The sequence below is a fragment of the Gordonia sp. 'Campus' genome, from assembly GCF_022206305.1.
Classification (GTDB): domain Bacteria; phylum Actinomycetota; class Actinomycetes; order Mycobacteriales; family Mycobacteriaceae; genus Gordonia.
Genome location: NZ_JAKOIW010000003.1, coordinates 290,718 through 309,315, shown reverse-complemented (window position 1 = coordinate 309,315; position 18,598 = coordinate 290,718). Strand labels below are relative to the sequence as shown.

The 18,598-nt window shown below is 67.5% G+C and carries 14 protein-coding genes and 1 riboswitch; of the genes, 8 read left to right on the top strand and 6 right to left on the bottom strand.

Going from position 1 to position 18,598, the window contains the following annotated elements:
• Nucleotides 1-10: 10 nt before the first annotated feature.
• A complete protein-coding gene (locus tag MAY35_RS05120) occupies nt 11-1,555 on the bottom strand; it encodes a hypothetical protein (protein ID WP_238419732.1) in 1,545 nt (514 codons plus the stop codon).
• 152 nt (nt 1,556-1,707) lie between these two features.
• On the opposite strand from MAY35_RS05120, the gene secA2 reads away from it, so the two are divergent.
• The 8 genes from secA2 (at nt 1,708) to gcvP (ending at nt 11,557) form a co-directional block, all read left to right on the top strand.
• Nucleotides 1,708-4,155: an accessory Sec system translocase SecA2 gene (gene secA2 / locus MAY35_RS05115; RefSeq protein WP_238419731.1), complete on the top strand. Its 2,448-nt coding sequence runs from the start codon at nt 1,708-1,710 to the stop codon at nt 4,153-4,155.
• Nucleotides 4,152-4,781, top strand: coding sequence for a CDP-alcohol phosphatidyltransferase family protein (locus MAY35_RS05110; RefSeq protein WP_238419730.1), 630 nt, complete (start codon nt 4,152-4,154; stop codon nt 4,779-4,781). The genes secA2 and MAY35_RS05110 overlap by 4 nt, the downstream gene beginning before the upstream one ends.
• 22 nt (nt 4,782-4,803) lie before the next feature.
• Nucleotides 4,804-5,208: a glycine cleavage system protein GcvH gene (gene gcvH, locus MAY35_RS05105; protein ID WP_238419727.1), complete on the top strand. Its 405-nt coding sequence runs from the start codon at nt 4,804-4,806 to the stop codon at nt 5,206-5,208.
• A 316-nt stretch (nt 5,209-5,524) separates the two neighbouring features.
• Complete coding sequence (gene garA / locus MAY35_RS05100) at nt 5,525-5,977, top strand: glycogen accumulation regulator GarA (RefSeq protein ID WP_005199386.1); 453 nt, start codon at nt 5,525-5,527, stop codon at nt 5,975-5,977.
• Nucleotides 5,978-6,018: 41 nt separating this feature from the next.
• Entirely contained in the window at nt 6,019-6,705 is a 687-nt protein-coding gene (locus MAY35_RS05095) for a MerR family transcriptional regulator (RefSeq protein ID WP_238419724.1), read from the top strand.
• 164 nt (nt 6,706-6,869) lie between these two features.
• Nucleotides 6,870-7,385 (top strand): bifunctional nuclease family protein, encoded by a 516-nt coding sequence (locus tag MAY35_RS05090; RefSeq protein ID WP_238419723.1) that lies wholly within the window; start codon nt 6,870-6,872, stop codon nt 7,383-7,385.
• Between the two features lie 262 nt (nt 7,386-7,647).
• Nucleotides 7,648-8,316, top strand: a complete 669-nt coding sequence (locus tag MAY35_RS05085) for a MerR family transcriptional regulator (protein ID WP_238419722.1) — start codon at nt 7,648-7,650, stop codon at nt 8,314-8,316.
• 30 nt (nt 8,317-8,346) lie between these two features.
• Nucleotides 8,347-8,448: riboswitch (glycine riboswitch) on the top strand.
• Between the two features lie 241 nt (nt 8,449-8,689).
• Nucleotides 8,690-11,557 (top strand): aminomethyl-transferring glycine dehydrogenase, encoded by a 2,868-nt coding sequence (gene gcvP / locus MAY35_RS05080; RefSeq protein WP_238419812.1) that lies wholly within the window; start codon nt 8,690-8,692, stop codon nt 11,555-11,557.
• A 21-nt stretch (nt 11,558-11,578) separates the two neighbouring features.
• Here the strand turns inward: gcvP and MAY35_RS05075 are convergent, their stop codons facing one another.
• From MAY35_RS05075 to MAY35_RS05055, 5 genes are all read right to left on the bottom strand, one after another.
• Nucleotides 11,579-12,814, bottom strand: a complete 1,236-nt coding sequence (locus tag MAY35_RS05075) for a substrate-binding domain-containing protein (RefSeq protein WP_238419721.1) — start codon at nt 12,812-12,814, stop codon at nt 11,579-11,581.
• Nucleotides 12,815-12,954: 140 nt separating this feature from the next.
• The gene (locus tag MAY35_RS05070; RefSeq protein WP_238419720.1) at nt 12,955-15,147 is read right to left on the bottom strand and encodes a malate synthase G; all 2,193 of its coding nucleotides are present in this window, start codon (nt 15,145-15,147) and stop codon (nt 12,955-12,957) included.
• Between the two features lie 36 nt (nt 15,148-15,183).
• Entirely contained in the window at nt 15,184-16,113 is a 930-nt protein-coding gene (locus MAY35_RS05065; protein WP_238419719.1) for a 3-methyladenine DNA glycosylase, read from the bottom strand.
• Complete coding sequence (locus MAY35_RS05060) at nt 16,110-17,183, bottom strand: hemolysin family protein (RefSeq protein WP_238419718.1); 1,074 nt, start codon at nt 17,181-17,183, stop codon at nt 16,110-16,112. The genes MAY35_RS05065 and MAY35_RS05060 overlap by 4 nt, the downstream gene beginning before the upstream one ends.
• The gene (locus MAY35_RS05055) at nt 17,176-18,597 is read right to left on the bottom strand and encodes a hemolysin family protein (RefSeq protein ID WP_238419717.1); all 1,422 of its coding nucleotides are present in this window, start codon (nt 18,595-18,597) and stop codon (nt 17,176-17,178) included. The genes MAY35_RS05060 and MAY35_RS05055 overlap by 8 nt, the downstream gene beginning before the upstream one ends.
• Between the last annotated feature and the right edge of the window lies 1 nt (nt 18,598).

The window sequence follows — 18,598 nt, the reverse complement described above, 5'->3', positions numbered from 1 at the left end:
GACCGAACCGTCAGTTCAGGCCCATCTTGATGAAGTCGCCGTCCAGTGTGTAGAGGCCTTCGGCATCGTCGGTGTTGAAGAGCTTCACCGCGATGACGAAAGGCTGATCCTCGTCCACCCGATTGCGCTCGACTTCGACGATCACCGCGTCCCGGTCGTACTCCGGCACCGACGCGCGCTTCATCAGGTCGGCGCGGACCCGGTCGAACAGCTCCGCGGAGATCCGGTCGAAGCGAAAGCCCTCTGCGCGATAGCGGCCTGATGGGGTATCGGCGGTAGGGAAGTGGCCGGGGGCGACCGCGACCTCGCCGCCTCGGTCACCGATCCGGTATCGGACCAGGACTCCGCCCGAATTCTGGATGTCGCTTGCGCTCACCGGAGACACCCCTTCGGCGGTCCCCTGGATGATGAACTCCTCGATGACGGGAGCGTTCAACGAGACGCGGGCAGCCACCAGTTGGTCGCGTGCCAGTTGGAAGGACTTCTGGAAGTCCGCGGGGTCGAAGAAGTCGGCGACGGTGCCGTCGGGTCGGGCCTGGACTTCGAAGTCGCGCGATGTGTCCTCGCCGCCATCGACACTGCCCGTGATGATGACGGGCTCGTTCGGGCCGGAACGCTCGATACGGACGGCTGTGAGTTCCGCACCGGGCGAATACGTGCGCACCGCCGACTCCATGGGCGCCTTGATGGAACCAAGGACATCGGTGTTGATGGCCGCGGCGTCGAACGATATCTGTCGATCGAAGGCCGACGTTCTGGTCTCGTTCGAGTCCTCATCCCAGGCGCTGATGCTGGTCGTTCGGCCGGTAGCCGGGTCGACGACGATCGCCTGGTCAGAGGATGAACCGAGGTTGTACCGCAAACTCACCACATTCCGTGGGGCTTGTGGGCCTTCGTGCTCGACGATCGCGTCCATCAACCGCCGATGCCGGTCGGCAAGGGTCGGTCCGTTTTCGTCGTCTTCCTGCTCCCCGGCGTCGACCGCCGAATCGAAGCCGGACAGCGAGGGCCCCTCCACGTCCCACCCGTCGGCGACCCCGAACAGCAGCGCGCCTGCGGCCAGCAGGGTCACCACCGGGTACACCACCGCCCAGCGGCCGGGCTGGTCGTCGAATTCGGGCGTCTCGGTCTGCTCCCGGGGTGGCAGCGCATCCGGCGGCAGGGTCGTGAACGGACTGTCGGTCAGCGACTGGAAGTTGCCCTTCGTCATCGAGGTGATCCAGCGGGCGCGGTAGGCGGTGTCGTCCGGGGGATTGATGGTGGCCGCGACCATCGTCGGCTGGAGGTCCTCGGCGGTGAGGCTGCTGCGTGTGAGGGCCTCGACCTCGACCTGCGGCGCATCGGGGGAGTTGGCGCGCCGGAACTCCGGGAGTTCGGACACCCGCGAGGGCCGGGGGCTGACCGCGATGCCGACGAAGACGAGCGGGATCCCGAAGAACAGCGCAACCCACCAGTCGTTGAACGCACCCAAACCGACCCCGGTGGCCACCAGCAACCCGGCGAGCACAGCACGGATGAGACGCCAGCGAACCCTGTTCCGGCGAGTCCTGGTCATGCGTCGTCCTTGTCCTCGGGCGGAATCGGTGGACTGATCATAATGTCGCCGACGCCGCTCGACCAGCAGCCGCGTACCGTTGTGGCTGACCTGGCCGCCGCATGGGGGTGGGCCGGAAAGTTGACCGGGAAACGATCAGGAGAAAAGTTTCGGTGGGAAAGCTGACCAACAGCATGTGGCGTCTGCTGGGCGCCCAGTCGACTCGTAACCAGTCGAAGTCGGTGGGCGTGATCAAAGACGCCGAAGCCCACACCGATTGGGCCGCCGAACTCGCCGACGACGCATTCGCCGGCGAGGCCGAGAAACTCGACATCGGGGAGAACGCCGCGGATCGCGCACGGTTCCTCGCGCTGGTTCGTGAGGCCGCCGACCGGTCGATCGGACTCCGCCCCTTCGATGTGCAGTTGCAGGGCGCGCTGCGCCTTCTCGAAGGCGACATCGTCGAGATGGCGACCGGTGAGGGCAAGACCCTCGCGGGTGCGATCGCGGCGATCGGGTATGTCCTGCAAGGGCATCAGGTGCACGTCATCTCGGTCAACGACTATCTGGCGACCCGTGACGCGGAGTGGATGAAGCCGTTGTTCGACGTCTTCGGGATCGCGGTCAATGCGATCGCGGAGAACTCGAGTCGCGAGGAGCGCCGCCGGGCCTACGCGGGCGACGTGACCTACGGTTCGGTCAACGAGATCGGCTTCGACGTCCTGCGCGACCAGCTGGCTCTGTCCGAGTCCGACCTCGTCTCGCCCAAGCCCGACGTCGCCATCATCGACGAGGCCGATTCGGTGCTCGTCGACGAAGCCCTGGTGCCGCTGGTGCTCGCCGGTTCCACCGAGACCGAGGTGCCCGACCAGGCGATTCACGATGTCGTGTCGCGGATGAAGAACAAGCACTACGAGGTCGATGCGGACGGACGCAACGTCACGCTCACCGATGAGGGCGCGGCCTTCGTCGAAGAAGAGCTCGGCGGTATCGATCTCTACAGCGAGGAACATGTCGGTACGACGCTGGTGCATGTCAGCATCGCCATGCACGCGCACTACCTGCTCGAGCGCGACATCCACTACATCGTGCGCGACGGCGGTGTGCACCTGATCAACGCGTCGCGAGGCCGCGTCGCCCAGTTGCAGCGCTGGCCGGACGGCGTGCAGGCGGCGGTCGAGCTCAAAGAAGGTCTCACCCAGACCGACTCGGGCGAGGTCATCGACACCATCACCGTGCAGGCGCTCGTCGGCCGTTACCCCAAGGTGTGCGGCATGACGGGTACCGCGATCGCGGCGGGCGAGCAGTTCCGCCAGTTCTACGAGTTGCGGGTGTCGCAGATCCCACCGAACACGCCCAACGGGCGCACCGATCTGCCCGACCGGGTGTACGACACCAAGGCCAACAAGGTCGAGGCGATCGTCGCGTACGTGAAGGAGATCCACGAGACCGGTCAGCCGGTGCTCATCGGCACGCACGACGTCGCCGAATCCGAAGAGCTCGCGTACTTCTTGGACAAGGCGGACGTGCCCTCGGTGGTCCTCAACGCCAAGAACGACGCCGAGGAGGCCAAGATCATCGCCGAGGCCGGTGCCCGTGGCGCAGTCACGGTCTCGACGCAGATGGCCGGCCGGGGCACCGACATCAAGCTCGGCGGATCCCACGACGACGACAAGGCGCACGACGAGGTGATCGAGCTCGGCGGTCTGTGTGTGGTGGGTACCGGACGTCACGACACGGAACGCCTCGACAGCCAGCTCCGCGGACGCGCCGGCCGCCAGGGCGACCCGGGTACGTCCGTGTTCTTCTCCAGCCTCGAGGACCCGGTCGTCACCAAGAACCTCGCGTTCAAGCGTGACCCGGTGTCGCCCAACGAGGACGGGTCCATGGGCAGCAAGGGCATCGACCTCATCGAGCAGGCGCAGCGCATCGCCGAGGGCGTGATGCTCGAACTGCACGCCAACACCTGGCGCTACAACAAGCTCGTGAACCAGCAGCGCGACATCATCGTGGACCGGCGCATGCGAATCCTGACGACCGATGCCGCGCTCGACGAACTCGCCGAGCTCGAACCCGAGCGTTACGCGCAGCTGCTCGGCGAGTCGACGGGGGACGCCGACAAGTCCGACGCCGACAAGTCCGACACCGCGAAGTCCGATGCCGACAAGTCCGACGCCGACAAGACTGTCGAGGGGGCCGACAAGACGGACGCCGCAACGGATAACGCCGCATCGGCCCCCGCGCAGACGCCGGTGCCGCGTGAGGTGCTCTCGCAGGCGGCGCGCGAGATCGTGCTCTACCACCTCGACCGTGCCTGGGCGGATCACCTCGCGTTCGTCTCCGACGTGCGCGCCAGCATCCATCTGCGCTCGCTGGGCAAGGAGAGCCCACTCGACGAGTTCCACCGACTGATCCTGTCGGAGTTCGCCGATCTGCCCGGCACGGCGCTGACGAAGGCCCGGGAGACGTTCCGCGAGGCGACCATCACCGACGAGGGCGTCGATCTCGGTACGGCAGACCTGCACCGGTCGACGACGACCTGGACCTACATGGTGCACGACAACCTGTTCTCCTCCGGCGGGGCCAAGACGCTTCAGGGCATCATCGGGATCTTCCGGTGACCGAACCGGAGGCGGCGGCCACGCCGGCTCCGGACCGCATCGTCACGGTCCCGAACGCGTTGAGCGTGTTGCGGCTCGCGCTCATCCCGGTGTTCGTCTGGCTGTTGCTGGTCGAGAAGGCGGATGGGTGGGCCTTCGCCGTGCTGATGTTCTCCGGGTTCTCCGACTGGGCCGACGGCAAGATCGCTCGCCTGCTGAACCAGTCGTCGCGGATCGGGGCGCTGCTCGACCCGGCCGCCGATCGCCTCTACATCGTGATCATCCCGGTAGCGTTCGGGATCCGTGAGTTCCTGCCGTGGTGGCTGATCGGCGTCATCATCGCGCGCGACGTCTTGTTGTTCGCGTCCGCGCCGCTTCTCCGGTCGCGCGGCGTGTTCGCGCTCCCGGTCCTCTACATCGGCAAGGCCGGGACCTTCGCGCTCATGAGCGCCTTCCCGTGGCTCCTTGCCGGACAACTCGATTCGATCGTGGGGACCATCGCCCACCCCATCGGGTGGGCCTTCATGATCTGGGGAGTCGGACTCTATCTGTGGTCCTTCGTCCTGTACTGGTATCAGACGATCCTGGTGGTGCGGCTCATGCCGCCGCGTCACCCGGCAGGCACCTCGGCAGACAGTAGAGTCTGACCGAGAACGAAAGGGGTTCGCAGTGACCGACAGCAAAGTGCCAGACACCCTGCGCTACACCGCGGAGCACGAGTGGATCGAACGGCTCGGACCCACGACTGTGCGCGTCGGCATCACCGACTACGCGCAGGATGCGCTCGGTGACGTGGTGTTCGTGCAGCTACCCGACAGCGGCGCGGAGGTGACGATCGGCGAGTCGTTCGCCGAAGTCGAGTCGACCAAGAGCGTCTCGGACATCTTCGGTCCGCTCGCGGGCACGGTCTCGGCGGTCAACGACGCGCTGGACGCCTCTCCCGACCTGGTCAATTCCGACCCCTACGGCGAGGGCTGGCTGGTCGAGATCGAGTCGGCCGACGAGGCGACCCTCGACGAGCACCTCGGCGAGGTTCTGGACGCGGCGGGATACCGCGCCGTCATCGAGGGGTGACGATTTTCCTGCCGCGACCGGCCGGTGGTGCGATCGACCCGGGTGATCGCTTCGGTGACGTTATGATCGTCGATGCCGGAGTCGACTCGCTCGACGGTGCGATCGGCATGACCGGTACGGTTACGGCAGTGGGAACGAGGCGCGACGTGACACCGATGTTCACGATCACGCGCCGAGATCTACCCGGCCGCACATGTCATGTAGATTCGATCGGCCATCGTGGCGAGAACCGACGGGGAGCGTCCCGGAGAGCGCAACGGTTCCGCCGGATGCATGCAAGGACTGAGCGGTTGGCACTGACGACGACGAAGGAGAAGTGGTGAGCGAAAACGACAGGGACTTCGAGGCGCCGGTGGAGACCACCTCGGTGTTCCGGGAGGAGTTCATCAATGAGCTCGATGCCGGGACGAGTACCTCGAGTGAGCCGGCCGAGACGGGAGTCGAACGACTCGCGCCCGGGACCGCGCTGCTTGTCGTGAAGCGAGGACCCAATGCGGGGTCGCGGTTCCTCCTGGATCAGCCGACGACGTCCGCGGGACGTCACCCCGACAGCGACATCTTCCTCGACGACGTGACCGTCAGTCGCCGTCACGCCGAATTCCGGCTCGGCGACAACGAGTTCCAGGTCGTCGACGTGGGCAGCCTCAACGGGACCTACGTCAATCGGGAACCGGTGGACACCGCATCGCTCAGCAATGGCGACGAGGTTCAGATCGGCAAGTTCCGTCTGGTCTTCCTCAGCGGCCCGCGCGACGAAGCAGACGCCTGACACCCGTGACGGCGTCCACGGCCCCCCGCGGCGAAGGATCGATGTCGATCGGCACCGTCCTCGCCCAATTGCGTGATGACTTCCCGGACATCACGATCTCGAAGATCCGATTCTTGGAGTCGGAGGGTCTGGTGACCCCGGAACGGGCACCTTCGGGTTATCGGCGGTTCAGCCAGGCCGACTGCGATCGGCTGCGTTTCGTGCTGACCGCCCAGCGGGACCGTTATCTCCCGCTGAAGGTCATCAAAGAGCAACTCGACGCCATCGACAACGGTGACGGCGGGTTCGGTCCGGGCGGGACCCGCGTGCTGTCCGCAGCACGCGGGACCGTTGCACCGGCCACGGATTTCGGAGCCCGCGCCGGCCGTGTGTCCCGCGAGTCGCTGATCGAGCGAACGGGCGTCGACTCGGCGTTCGTCACGGAGTTGCAGCGCAACGGACTGTTGAGTGCCGGCCCGGCGGGCTTCTTCGACGAGGATGCCGTGCGCCTGGTCGAGGCGGCCGCAGCGCTCGCGAGCTACGGGCTCGAGACCCGGCACCTCCGCGCGTTCAAGGTGTCCGCCGACCGCGAGGCCGGGCTCGTCGCCCAGATCGCCAACCCGATCGCCAAGGGCAAGGGAACCGGCGCGCGCGACCGCGCCGAGGAGTTGGTGCGCGAGATCGCCGCGTTGTCGGTGACGTTGCACACCCAACTCGTCAAGGCCGCGGTGCGCGGCGCACTGGACTGACACATTTCTCCGCAGGCGGTCTTTCCCGGGACCTGTTGTCGCGCGCCGGTTGAACAGCAAGGATCGGTGGCAGGCCGCCGCGAGTCGGCCGCCGCTCTCCGCGTACTCGGTGTAGCGTCGAGATCATTAATCGAGCGCCGTATGTGGCGTCTGGGAGGTGCGAGATGAGCGAGATGCGTGTGGTGGGCATCAGGGTCGAGCCCCCGCAGAGCCAGCCCGTGCTGTTGCTGCGCGAGGTCGACGGCGAGCGCTACCTGCCGATCTGGATCGGGCAGAGCGAAGCTGCCTCGATAGCGTTGCGCCAGAAGGGAATCGAGCCTCCCCGTCCGCTCACTCATGATCTCATCGTGAACTTGATCAAGGAGTTCGGGCAGACGCTTCTCGAGGTCCGGATCGTCGACATGCAAGAGGGCACGTTCTACGCCGAGATGGTCTTCAGCGGTGACCTTCGCGTCTCGGCTCGGCCCTCGGATTCGATCGCGGTCGCGATGCGCGCCGAGGTGCCGATCATCGCCGACGAGGAGGTCCTCGCCGAGGCCGGCCTGTTGATCCCCGACGAGGATTCCGACGAGACCGCAGAGGCCCCGGCCGAAGAGGTCAAAGAGGACGAGGTCGAGAAGTTCAAGGAGTTCCTCGACAACGTGTCCCCGGACGACTTCAAGGCCAGCGGCGGCGCCTGAGCGCCTCGCCGTCCGCTCCTGATCACGGAATGGACACCGCCCGATCACCGTTTGTCTCAATCTCAAGTTGAGGTTGAGCCGTAGGGCGAGTCGCGTTGATCCACCGACATCGGCCGCACTAGCGTCATCAGCAACATCGGGTCCACACATGGGCCGATGAGGACCATCGGGTGACCCGGAACGGCCTGGACCGCGTACTGTGGACGTGGATGTCAGGCACTGTGGTGCGGCGTCCGATCCGAGCTTTGCGAGGGAGTCAGAAGTGGGCGATCGTCCGGTCGACAACGAAGAGAAGTCGAGCGACCCGTCAGCTGCTCGCCCCGGGGCCGAGTCATCGGGCTCGGGTCAGGCCGACCGTCCGAATGCCGTTCCGACGCAGGGCAGTCTCGGTGACATCGCACCGGGGCTCTTCCCCGACGACACCGTGCCGGATGAGCTGGTCGGGTACCGGGTGCCCAGTGCCTGCCAGATCGCGGGTATCACCTACCGCCAGCTCGATTACTGGGCGCGCACGTCGCTCGTCGTGCCGTCCATCCGGGGAGCCGCCGGGTCCGGCAGCCAGCGTCTCTACTCGTTCAAGGACATCCTCGTCCTGAAGATCGTGAAGCGGCTTCTCGACACCGGGATCTCCTTGCAGAACATCCGGGTCGCGGTCGACCATCTCCGCCAGCGCGGCGTCGAGGATCTCGCTCGGATCACTCTGTTCTCCGACGGTACGACGGTGTACGAGTGCACGTCCGCCGAAGAGGTCGTCGACCTCCTACAGGGTGGACAGGGCGTGTTCGGTATCGCGGTCAGCGGTGCGATGCGTGAACTCAGCGGCACCATCGCGGACTTCCCCGGTGAGCGCGCCGACGGCGGTGTCAGCGAGACCTCACCCGAAGACGAGCTCGCCGCGCGGCGCAAGAACCGTGCCCGTCGCACCGGGTAGTCCTTGGTCCGCGTAGACTCGAGCCCGCGTCGCTACGCTGCGGGAGAGCGCCTCTGACCGTTCGGTCGGTGGCCGCCGAAGGAGCAACACCTCTCCGTCAAACTCTCAGGCACCCAGGACCGTGGTGGTGACGACGTCTCTGGAAAGTGACGACTCGTCGTCCGCCCACGGTGAAAGGTCGGCCCGCAGTGTTGCGGGCCAGCCGAATCTCTCAGGCGTCCCTCGGCTCCGGCCGACGACATGACAGAGGGGGAGGGCCAGCCTGCCGGTGCCCTTCACCGGCGCCTGCGAGAGGTTGTCCTCGACCGTGCCCAACCCCGATGCGCCCAACCCCGATGCGCCCACCCCTGATGCGTCGACTCCCGACGGGACCCTGCCCGCCGCCGTGATCACTCCCTCCGACCGTTTCGTCGACCGGCACGTGGGCCCCGACGCGGACGAGACCCGACGCATGCTCGACGCGATCGACGTCTCCTCGCTCGACGACCTGGCCCACCGCGTCGTGCCGGCCGTTATCGCCGACGAACTCGACTCGAACGTGCTGGGCGCCTTGCCTCAACCGCTCAGCGAGTCCGAGGTGCTCGCGCAGCTCGGCGATCTCGCGGCGCGTAACACGGTCGCGCGCTCGATGATCGGTCTCGGGTACTACGGCACCCACACCCCGGGCGTCATCCTGCGCAACGTCCTGGAGAACCCGGCCTGGTACACGGCGTACACGCCTTATCAGCCGGAGATCAGCCAGGGCCGGCTCGAAGCCTTGTTGAACTTCCAGACCATGGTCGCCGACCTCACGGGCATGGAGGTGGCCAACGCGTCCATGCTCGACGAGGCGACCGCCGCGGCCGAGGCGATGACTCTCATGCGTCGGGCGGGCAAGTCGAAGTCTCCCCGCGTCGTCGTCGACGCCGATCTCTTCCCGCAGACGCGCGCCGTCATCGACACCCGGGCCGAACCGCTGGGAATCGAGGTCGTCGAGGCGTCACTGCACCCGGATCTGCCCGGGCAAGGGCTGCCCGACGGCGAATTCTTCGGCGTGATCCTCCAGGTGCCCGGCGCGTCCGGACGGGTTGTCGACGCCGCGGGAATCATCGAGACCGCCCATGACCGCGGTGCGCTCGTCGCGGTCGGTGGTGACCTGCTCGCGCTCACCCTCATCACTCCGCCGGGGGAGCAGGGCGCGGACGTCTGCTTCGGCACGACACAGCGTTTCGGCGTCCCCATGGGCTTCGGCGGTCCCCACGCCGGATACCTGGCGGTGGGTTCGCGGCACGCCCGCCAGCTTCCGGGGCGCCTCGTCGGCATCTCCAAGGACGCGGACGGGAACCTGGCCTACCGTCTGGCGCTGCAGACCCGCGAACAGCACATCCGTCGTGAAAAGGCGACCAGCAACATCTGCACCGCGCAGGTGTTGCTGGCCGTGATGGCCGCCATGTACGCGTCGTATCACGGTGCGGACGGTCTGCGGGCGATCGCACGACGTACGCACGCCGCCGCCGCCCGTCTGGCGGATTCGCTCGCCGCAGGTGGGTTGTCTGTCGCCCATGCGAACTTCTTCGACACCATCGAGGTCCGCACACCCGGCAACGCCGACGTCATCGTCGAGCGTGCGCGTCGGGAAGGGATCAACCTGCGTCGCGTCGACGCCGACACGGTCGCGATCGCCTGCGACGAGACGACCACCGACGCCGACCTCGATGCGGTTCTCCGGGCCTTCGACGTCGCCGGCGTGACACCGCGGTCGTTCGCGCAGCCGATCGAGAACCGCACCACCGAGTTCCTCACCCACCCGGCGTTCAACCGGTACCGCACCGAGACGGCGATGCTGCGTTACCTGAGGGCGTTGTCCGACAAGGACATCGCGCTGGACCGAAGCATGATCCCGCTGGGCTCGTGCACGATGAAACTCAACGCGACCACCGAGATGGAACCCATCACGTGGCCCGGGTTCGCGCAGCTGCATCCGTTCGCCCCGGCCGAGGACACGGTCGGGATCCGTGAACTCATCTCGACACTCGAGGACTGGCTCGTCGCCGTCACCGGCTATGACCGTGTCAGCCTGCAACCGAACGCGGGTTCGCAGGGCGAGTTCGCCGGACTGCTCGCCATCCGCGGATATCACCGCAGCCGTGGCGACCTGGACCGGGATGTCTGTCTCATCCCGTCGAGTGCACACGGCACCAATGCGGCGTCGGCGGTCATGGCCGGGATGCGCGTCGTCGTCGTGTCCTGCCGTGACAACGGCGACGTCGATCTCGACGACCTGCGGGAGAAGATCGCCGCCAACGAGGGGCGGGTCGCGGCCATCATGATCACCTATCCGTCCACGCACGGGGTGTTCGAGCACGACGTCCGCGAGGTCTGCGGTGCCGTCCACGACGCCGGTGGCCAGGTCTACGTCGACGGCGCCAACCTCAACGCGCTGGTCGGCGTCGCCCGGCCCGGCCACTTCGGCGGCGACGTCAGTCACCTGAACCTGCACAAGACGTTCTGCATCCCGCACGGTGGTGGCGGTCCCGGCGTCGGACCGGTCGCGGTCCGCGATCACCTGGCACCCTTCCTCCCCGGGCACCCCCTCGCCGAGGAACTGCCCGGCACGGCGACGATCGCCGCTGCGCCTTATGGATCGGCGGCCATCCTGCCGATCACGTACGCCTACATCGCGATGATGGGGGCGGCCGGCCTGCGCCGGGCGACCCTGACGGCGATCGCGGCCGCCAACTACGTCGCCAAGCGCCTCGGCGAGCACTATCCCGTGCTCTACACCGGCGACGACGGTTTCGTCGCCCACGAGTGCATCCTCGACCTCCGCGGGATCACGAAGGCGAGCGGCGTCACCGTCGACGATGTGGCAAAGCGCCTCGCCGACTACGGTTTCCATGCCCCGACGATGAGCTTCCCCGTCGCGGGCACCCTCATGGTCGAGCCGACCGAGAGCGAGAACCTCGACGAGATCGACGCGTTCTGCGAGGCGATGATCGCCATCCGCGAAGAGATCGAGCTCGTGGGCCGAGGTGAATGGCCGGCCGACGACAACCCGCTCCGCGGTGCGCCGCACACGGCCGAAGCACTCGTCGGCGAGTGGGATCACCCGTATTCGCGCGAGATCGCGGCCTACCCGCAGGGGCTTCCGTCGGCGGGGGCGCGGGCCAAGGTCTGGCCGTCCGTCCGTCGGATCGACGGGGTGTTCGGGGATCGGAACCTCGTGTGCAGCTGCCCGCCGATCGAGGCGTACAGCAGCTGAGTCGCGCGCGGGAACCGCGGGTCAGCTGCCCGCGGTTCCCGACGGCACCGCCGGCGCGCTCGAACTCGCCGGCACGCTGGCGGGCCCGTAAACCAGCCGGTTGATCGCGACGATCGCCCCGTTCTCCGGGGTGGGCATCGGGTTGGGTGTGCGGGGGAAGGAAACGGTCGGTGTGGGTTTCGGCATCGGGGCGGCGCCACGGAACCCGAGTTCGGTGAGCAGTTGCAACTGCTCGGGTTGTGAGGCGAACTCGATGAACTCGGCCACGGCGTCGGCCGCGAAGTCGGCGACGTCGGTGCCCGAGAGGCGCACGATCGGATAGTCCGCGATCGGCGTGGGGCCGCCGGGGACGAGCTCGGCCAGCCGGGGGCGGGTGTCGGCTCGCGTCATCTGGAACAGCTGCTGTTCGGTGATCGGGACCACGTGGATGGCGGCCTTCGCCGGGTCCGGGGCGTCGGCGATCAGCGTCGCAGCGCCTTTGGGGGTGCCGTCGGGGGACAGCGGCGCGCCCTCCAGCATCGCCCGGACGCTCGAACTGACCCGAGGTGACTCCGCGTCGGCGGCGGTGAGGGGCCCGGATGTGCGGGTCACACGCGTGGCGACCGCTTGCGCGGCCAACGCGCTCGCGTCGGACTGGGCGCCGATCGGCATCGCCATGCGCAACGAGCCCCAGCCCGGCAGACCCACGTCGGCGAGGGAGTTGTCCCGGCGCTGAAGAGTTGGGATCTGCGACCAGTCGAGGTCGGCGCCCACCGCGTCGTTCAGGGCGGGTGACACCGCGAGAACCACCGGCGTCGACACGAGGGATCTGGTGTCGCCCTCGATGGCGTCGGGTTTCGCGGCGGCCAGGTCGGCCGACCACACCGACGACTGCGGTACCCAGGCAGCTGGACGGGCGCCCATCGACGCGGTGTCCCAGGTTCCGGCGAGTCCGTCGAGGGTGATCTTTGCGTCGCCCGGTCGGACGGCCACGGTGACGCATCGGTCGCGGACGACCGGAGCGCTCTCGGCGAGTTTGCTTGCGATGGCCGCGAGCCCGGGTGCGATGTCGGGATCGGCGACGATCGGTACCTCGGCGCGTCCCTCGACGCATTGCGCCGCAGCTTCCTCGGCCTGCCGGTCGATCTGGTCGCCCAGGTCCTGCCAGGTGACGACGACGGCGGCGATGAGCAGGATCGACAAGAGGGCGGCGACGACACCTCGGCTCACGCCGCGGCTACGGATGCTCTCCCCGCCGCTACTCCGGTGATGTGCCAACGCCGATGCCCTCCCTGCTCGGTGCGTCCCTCGCCCGGTCGGCCGTGGCGACCCGATGCGCAGTGCAGGGTACGACGATACGCCGTGCCGATCCTGGGCGGTTCGGCACGGTCGTATCGCCTACGTCGGAACCCGCGCGCTCAGCCCGCCGGGTTTGCGGCCTTGTACTCCCGGCGGCGCCGGTGCAGGATCGGCTCGGTGTAACCGCTGGGCTGGGTCGTCCCCTCGAGGATCAGCTCCTTGGCCGCCTGGAACGCGATGTTCGAGGCGAAGTCGGGCGCCATCGGACGGTAGGTGGCGTCACCGGCGTTCTGACGGTCGACAACCGGTGCCATGCGCTCCAGCGACGCGACGACGTCGGCTTCGCTCACGATGCCGTGCCGCAGCCAGTTGGACAGCAACTGGCTCGAGATACGCAGTGTGGCACGGTCTTCCATCAGTGCGACGTCATGGATGTCGGGCACCTTCGAGCAGCCGACGCCCTGATCGATCCAGCGGACGACGTAGCCCAGGATCGACTGGCAGTTGTTGTCGAGTTCCTGTTGCTTCTCCTCATCGGACCAATCGGTCTTGGGTGCGAGGGGAATGGTCAGGACGTCGTCGACGGAGGCGGGATCGCGCTTGGCGATCTCGTCCTGGCGCTCGAACACATCCACCTGGTGGTAGTGGAGTGCGTGCAGGGTGGCGGCCGTCGGCGACGGAACCCACGCGGTGGTGGCGCCGGACCTGGGATGCCCGATCTTCTGCTCGAGCATGTCGGCCATCAGGTCGGGCATGGCCCACATGCCCTTGCCGATTTGCGCCTTGTGCTGGAGACCCGCGTGCAGGCCGGTGTCGACGTTGAAGTTCTCGTAGGCGCCGATCCAGGTCTGCTGCTTCATCTCGCCCTTGCGCACCATCGCGCCGGCTTCCATCGACGTGTGGATCTCGTCGCCGGTGCGATCGAGGAAGCCGGTGTTGATGAAGACGACGCGCTCGGATGCTGCCTTGATGCAGGCCTTGAGGTTCACCGTCGTGCGGCGCTCCTCGTCCATGATCCCGACCTTGAGGGTGTTCTCCGGCAGGCCGAGGACCTTCTCGACGCGGCCGAACAACTCGACGGTGAAGGCGACCTCGTCGGGGCCGTGCATCTTCGGCTTCACGATGTAGACCGAACCCGTCCGCGAGTTCTGCAGTCCGTCATCGGACATACCGTGGATGCCGATCAGCGACGTGATCAGGCCGTCGAGGATTCCTTCGGGGACCTCGTTGCCGTCGGCGTCGAGGATGGCGTCGTTGGTCATCAGGTGTCCGACGTTGCGGACGAACAGCAGCGAACGCCCGTGCAGGTCGAACGTGGCGCCGTCGGGCGCGGTGTACTCGCGGTTGCCGTTGAGCACACGGGTGAAGGTCTTGCCGCCCTTGCTGACCTCTTCGGCGAGATCGCCCTTGTTGAGGCCCAGCCAGTTGCGGTAACCGATGACCTTGTCCTCGGCGTCGACCGCGGCGACCGAGTCCTCGAAGTCCATGATCGTGGTGATCGCGGACTCGACGACGACGTCCTTGATGCCTGCCGGATCGGTCGAACCGATCGGCGACGACGGGTCGATCTCGATGTCGAGGTGGAGCCCGTTGTTGCGCAACAGGATCGACGTCGGTGAGGCGGCGTCGCCCCGGTACCCGACGAAGGCGGTCGGATCGGCGAGAGTCGAGGTCTTGTCGCCGTCGAGCGTCACCTGGAGCGCGTTGTCGACGACGGCGAAGGACCGTACATCGGTGTAGCTGCACTGTTCGAGCGGCACGGCCTTGTCGAGGAAGTCCTTGGCGTAGGCGATGACCTTGTCGCCGCGGACCTTGTTGTACGACTTGCCCTTCTCGGCTCCGTCGGTCTCCGGGATCGCGTCGGTGCCGTAGAGCGCGTCGTAGAGCGAACCCCAGCGTGCGTTGGAGGCGTTGAGGGCGAATCGCGCGTTCAGGACCGGGACCACGAGCTGCGGACCGGCGGTGTCGGCGATCTCGCGGTCGACGCCGGAGGTGGTGATCTGGAAGTCCGCGGGCACCTCGACGAGGTAACCGATCTCGGTCAGGTACGACTTGTACGCGTCGAAGTCGGCGGTCCCGGGGGTCAGGTCGGCGCGCTTGTGATCGCGGTGCCAGGCGTCGAGCTTGGCCTGCAAGTCGTCACGAACGGCGAGGAGATCGCGGTTGCGCGGGGCGAGATCGGCGATCACCGATGCTGCGCCGGCCCAGAAGGCGTCCGCATCTACACCGGTACCGGGCAACGCCTCGTGGTTGATGAAGTCGTGCAGGACCGTAGCGACCTGCAACCCGTTGACGGTGATCCGGTCAGACATGGCAGCCTTTCTCGAGCGAATGACAACGCATACATGCTACTCGTCGGTAACGGCGCGCGGCAGGCGCCTCCCGTCGCGGGTGTGCGTACGGTCCACGAGCTCCGTGCACAGATCGAGCAGCCTCGATCGCAAGCGCGTGCCGTGCTCGGAGATCGTCGACTGTTCGCGCACGTACTCCGCTCGCCCGGCCGGCGTCTCGACGGGCACCGGCGCGTAGCCCAGGTCGGTCAGGTCGTAGGGGCTGGCGCGCATGTCCAGGTCGCGAGCGCGCAGGGCGAGGGCGAAACACTCCAGGGTCAGCTCGGACGGGATCAACGGTGCGAGTGTGAAACAGAACCGGTAGAGGTCCATGGTCGCGTGGAGACAACCGGGCTGCTCGTGGTCGATCTGGGTGATCCTGCTGAGCTCCGTCTCGTTGCGGGGCCGGGCCGGGTCGGTGAAGAAGCGGAAGGCGTCGAAATGGGTGCACCGCAACGGCATGCTCTCGACGACCGCGTCGGTGCCCGCTCGGCCCAGTCGGAGGGGCACGTCGTGCCGGGTGTCGTCGCTGCGATAGACCATCGCCCACTCGTGGAGGCCGAAGCACCCCAGACGGGAGGGACGCGCCGCGGTGGCGCGGAGCAGGTCGGCCGCCGCGGTGAGCGCGCCCACGCGACTGCGGCGCCACGACTCACCGACCGCGACACCCGCGTCGACCCGCTCGTACCCGCGCAGCGACAGGAACTCCTCGCCGTCGGCCAGGACCACGCCGTATCCGGGGTGCCATCGCAGCACATGGGCGGGTCGTGACGAGTAATAGGTGAACAGGAAGTCGATCACCGGGTGACGAGCACCGCGTCGTCGTGCGGCGAGGTACGGGCCGATGAGGTCGTCGACCGCGCCGCGGTGGGCGTCCCTACGGGCCCGCCATTCCTCGGCGCCGAGCAGCGTGGTCGGGATGGCCGTTCGTGAGGTCACCACGGTCACACCCGGTGGGTCTCGTCGCGAACGTTGCCGACGAACTCCTCCACCAGGTCGGCGAGCGGAACGATGCCGATCGTGCGGCCGCTGTCGTCGACGACGGCTCCCAGATGCGAACTGGTGCGACGCAGCACGGCGGTGGCCTCGTCGAGCGGCGTGGTCGAGGCGAGGACGGGGAGCGGGCGGATCTTGTCGACGCCGATGATCGTGTCCGGGCCCACGTGCTCGTCGAGGATCTCGTCGAGCACGTCCTTGAGGTGGAGGTAACCGGTGAACGTGCCGTCCGGCCCGCGCACCGGGAAGCGCGAGAACCCGGTCTCGGAGACCGCCTTCTCCACGGCACCCAGCGTCGGCCCGATACCGCCCGAACCCGAGACCTGCACCCCGACACTGCGCATCCGGTCCAACGAGATCATCACCTCGGTGACCGTACGACCGATCGATTGCAGCGCTCGGGTCAGGCGCTCGTGTTCCTCGGCATCGATGAGACCCTCCTGCTTGGATTCGCCGACCATCTCCGCCAGCTCGCCCAACGACACCGTCGACTCCAGCTCGTCTTTCGGTTCGACGCGGAGCAACCGCAGCGAGATGTTGGCGAGCCAGTTGTAGAACGCGATGAGCGGGCGGACGAGGCGGATGAACATCAGATGCACCGGAACGAGCAGCATGGCCGCGGACTCCGGCCCGGCCAGCGCGATGTTCTTGGGCACCATCTCACCCAGGAGAATGTGCAGCACCACCACCAGGGACAGTGCGATGGCGAACGAGATCGGATGCAGCAGGGCATCGGGCACGTGGGCGAGGTGAAGCGGATGCTCGATGAGGTGGGCGACGGCGGGTTCACCGACGCGGCCCAGCAGGATCGAACAGATCGTGATGCCGAGCTGGGCTCCGGCGAGCATCAGCGACAGTCGCTCACCGGCATGGATGACCGTGCGCGCGCGGTTTTTTCCGCCCTGGGCCAGCGCCTCGAGTCGATCACGCCGGGCCGAGATCAGGGAGAACTCGGCACCGACGAAGAACGCGTTGCCCGCGAGTAGCACGAAGGTCAGTCCGACCGCCCAGAGGTCACCCATGTCGTGTCTCGACTTCCGCCTGGCCTGCCTGTGGAGCCGCTCCCTCGGGGGCCGGACGGATCGCGACCGCGTCGACCCGACGACCATCCATCTGCGCGACGGTGGCCCGCCACGTCACGTCGGGGCCACGCTCCGGGGATTGCTGGTCGTCCTCGTCGGAGTCGCCGACGGGGGAGCGGCGCGGGAGGTCGACGGTGTCGTCGACCTCGGGAATACGGCCCAGGCAATACATCACGAGGCCGCCCAGGGTGTCGTAGGGGCCGTCGGGAGCGTGGTATCCGGTCGCGTCGTACAGCTCGTCGATCCGGAGCAGGCCCGCGCACAGGTAACCGTTGCCGTCCACGGCGACGTCGGCGCGTTCGTCGTCGTGCTCATCGGTGACGTCGCCGAGGATCTCCTCGATGAGGTCCTCGGTGGTGACGATGCCCGCGGTTCCTCCGTACTCGTCGATCACCACGCACAGTTCCATGCCGTCGGCTCGGATCCGTTCCATGAGCGCATCACCGTCGAGGCTGGCGGGCACTCGCGGCACCGGCCGCGCGATCGAGGTGACCGACGTCGTCGCCTGCCGCTCCGGCGCGACGGTGAACGCCTGCTTGATGTGGACGACGCCGACGAGATCGTCCAGGTCGCCGTCGATCACGACCGGGAACCGGGAGTGACCGGTGCGAGAGGAGGCCATGACGAGATCGCGGACGGTGTCGCCGCGGTCGAGGCAGTCGATCGTGACGCGGGGGGTCATCAGATCCTCGGCGGTGAGCTCGCCGAAGCGCAGCGACCGGTCGACGAGGGTGGCCGTCTGCTGATCGAGCGCGCCGCGGCGAGCCGAATTGCGGACGAGCGACACCAGTTCCTGAGGTGACCGTGCCGAAGCGAGCTCGTCGGTGGGTTCGATGCCGAGGCGGCGCACGATCCAGTTCGCGGTGCCGTTGAGGCCGTTGATCGCCCAGCGGAACACCGCGGAGAACACAGTCATCGGACCCGCGGTGGCGCGGGCCACCGCCAGCGGCTTGGAGATGGCCAGGTTCTTGGGGATCAGTTCGCCGAGCACCATCGACAGTGACGTCGCGATGATCAGGGCCAGGATCAGCGACGTCGCCGAGGCAACCGAGTCGGCGACCCCCAGCGCGTCCAGCGGCGGCCGGAGAATGCGGGCGAGGACCGGCTCGGCGATGTAGCCGGTGATGAGCGTTGTGATGGTGATGCCGAGCTGGGCACCGGAGAGCTGGAACGACAGGGTGGAGTGCGCGCGCTGGACCATCCGCGCACGCCGATCACCGCGATCGGCGACGTCGGCGGTGATCGTCGAACGTTCCAACGCCGTCAGCGAGAACTCGGCCGCGACGAACAGCGCGGTTCCCAGGGTCAGCGCGATGAAACCGACGAGACTCGCGACCAGGAGCAGGATCTCCACG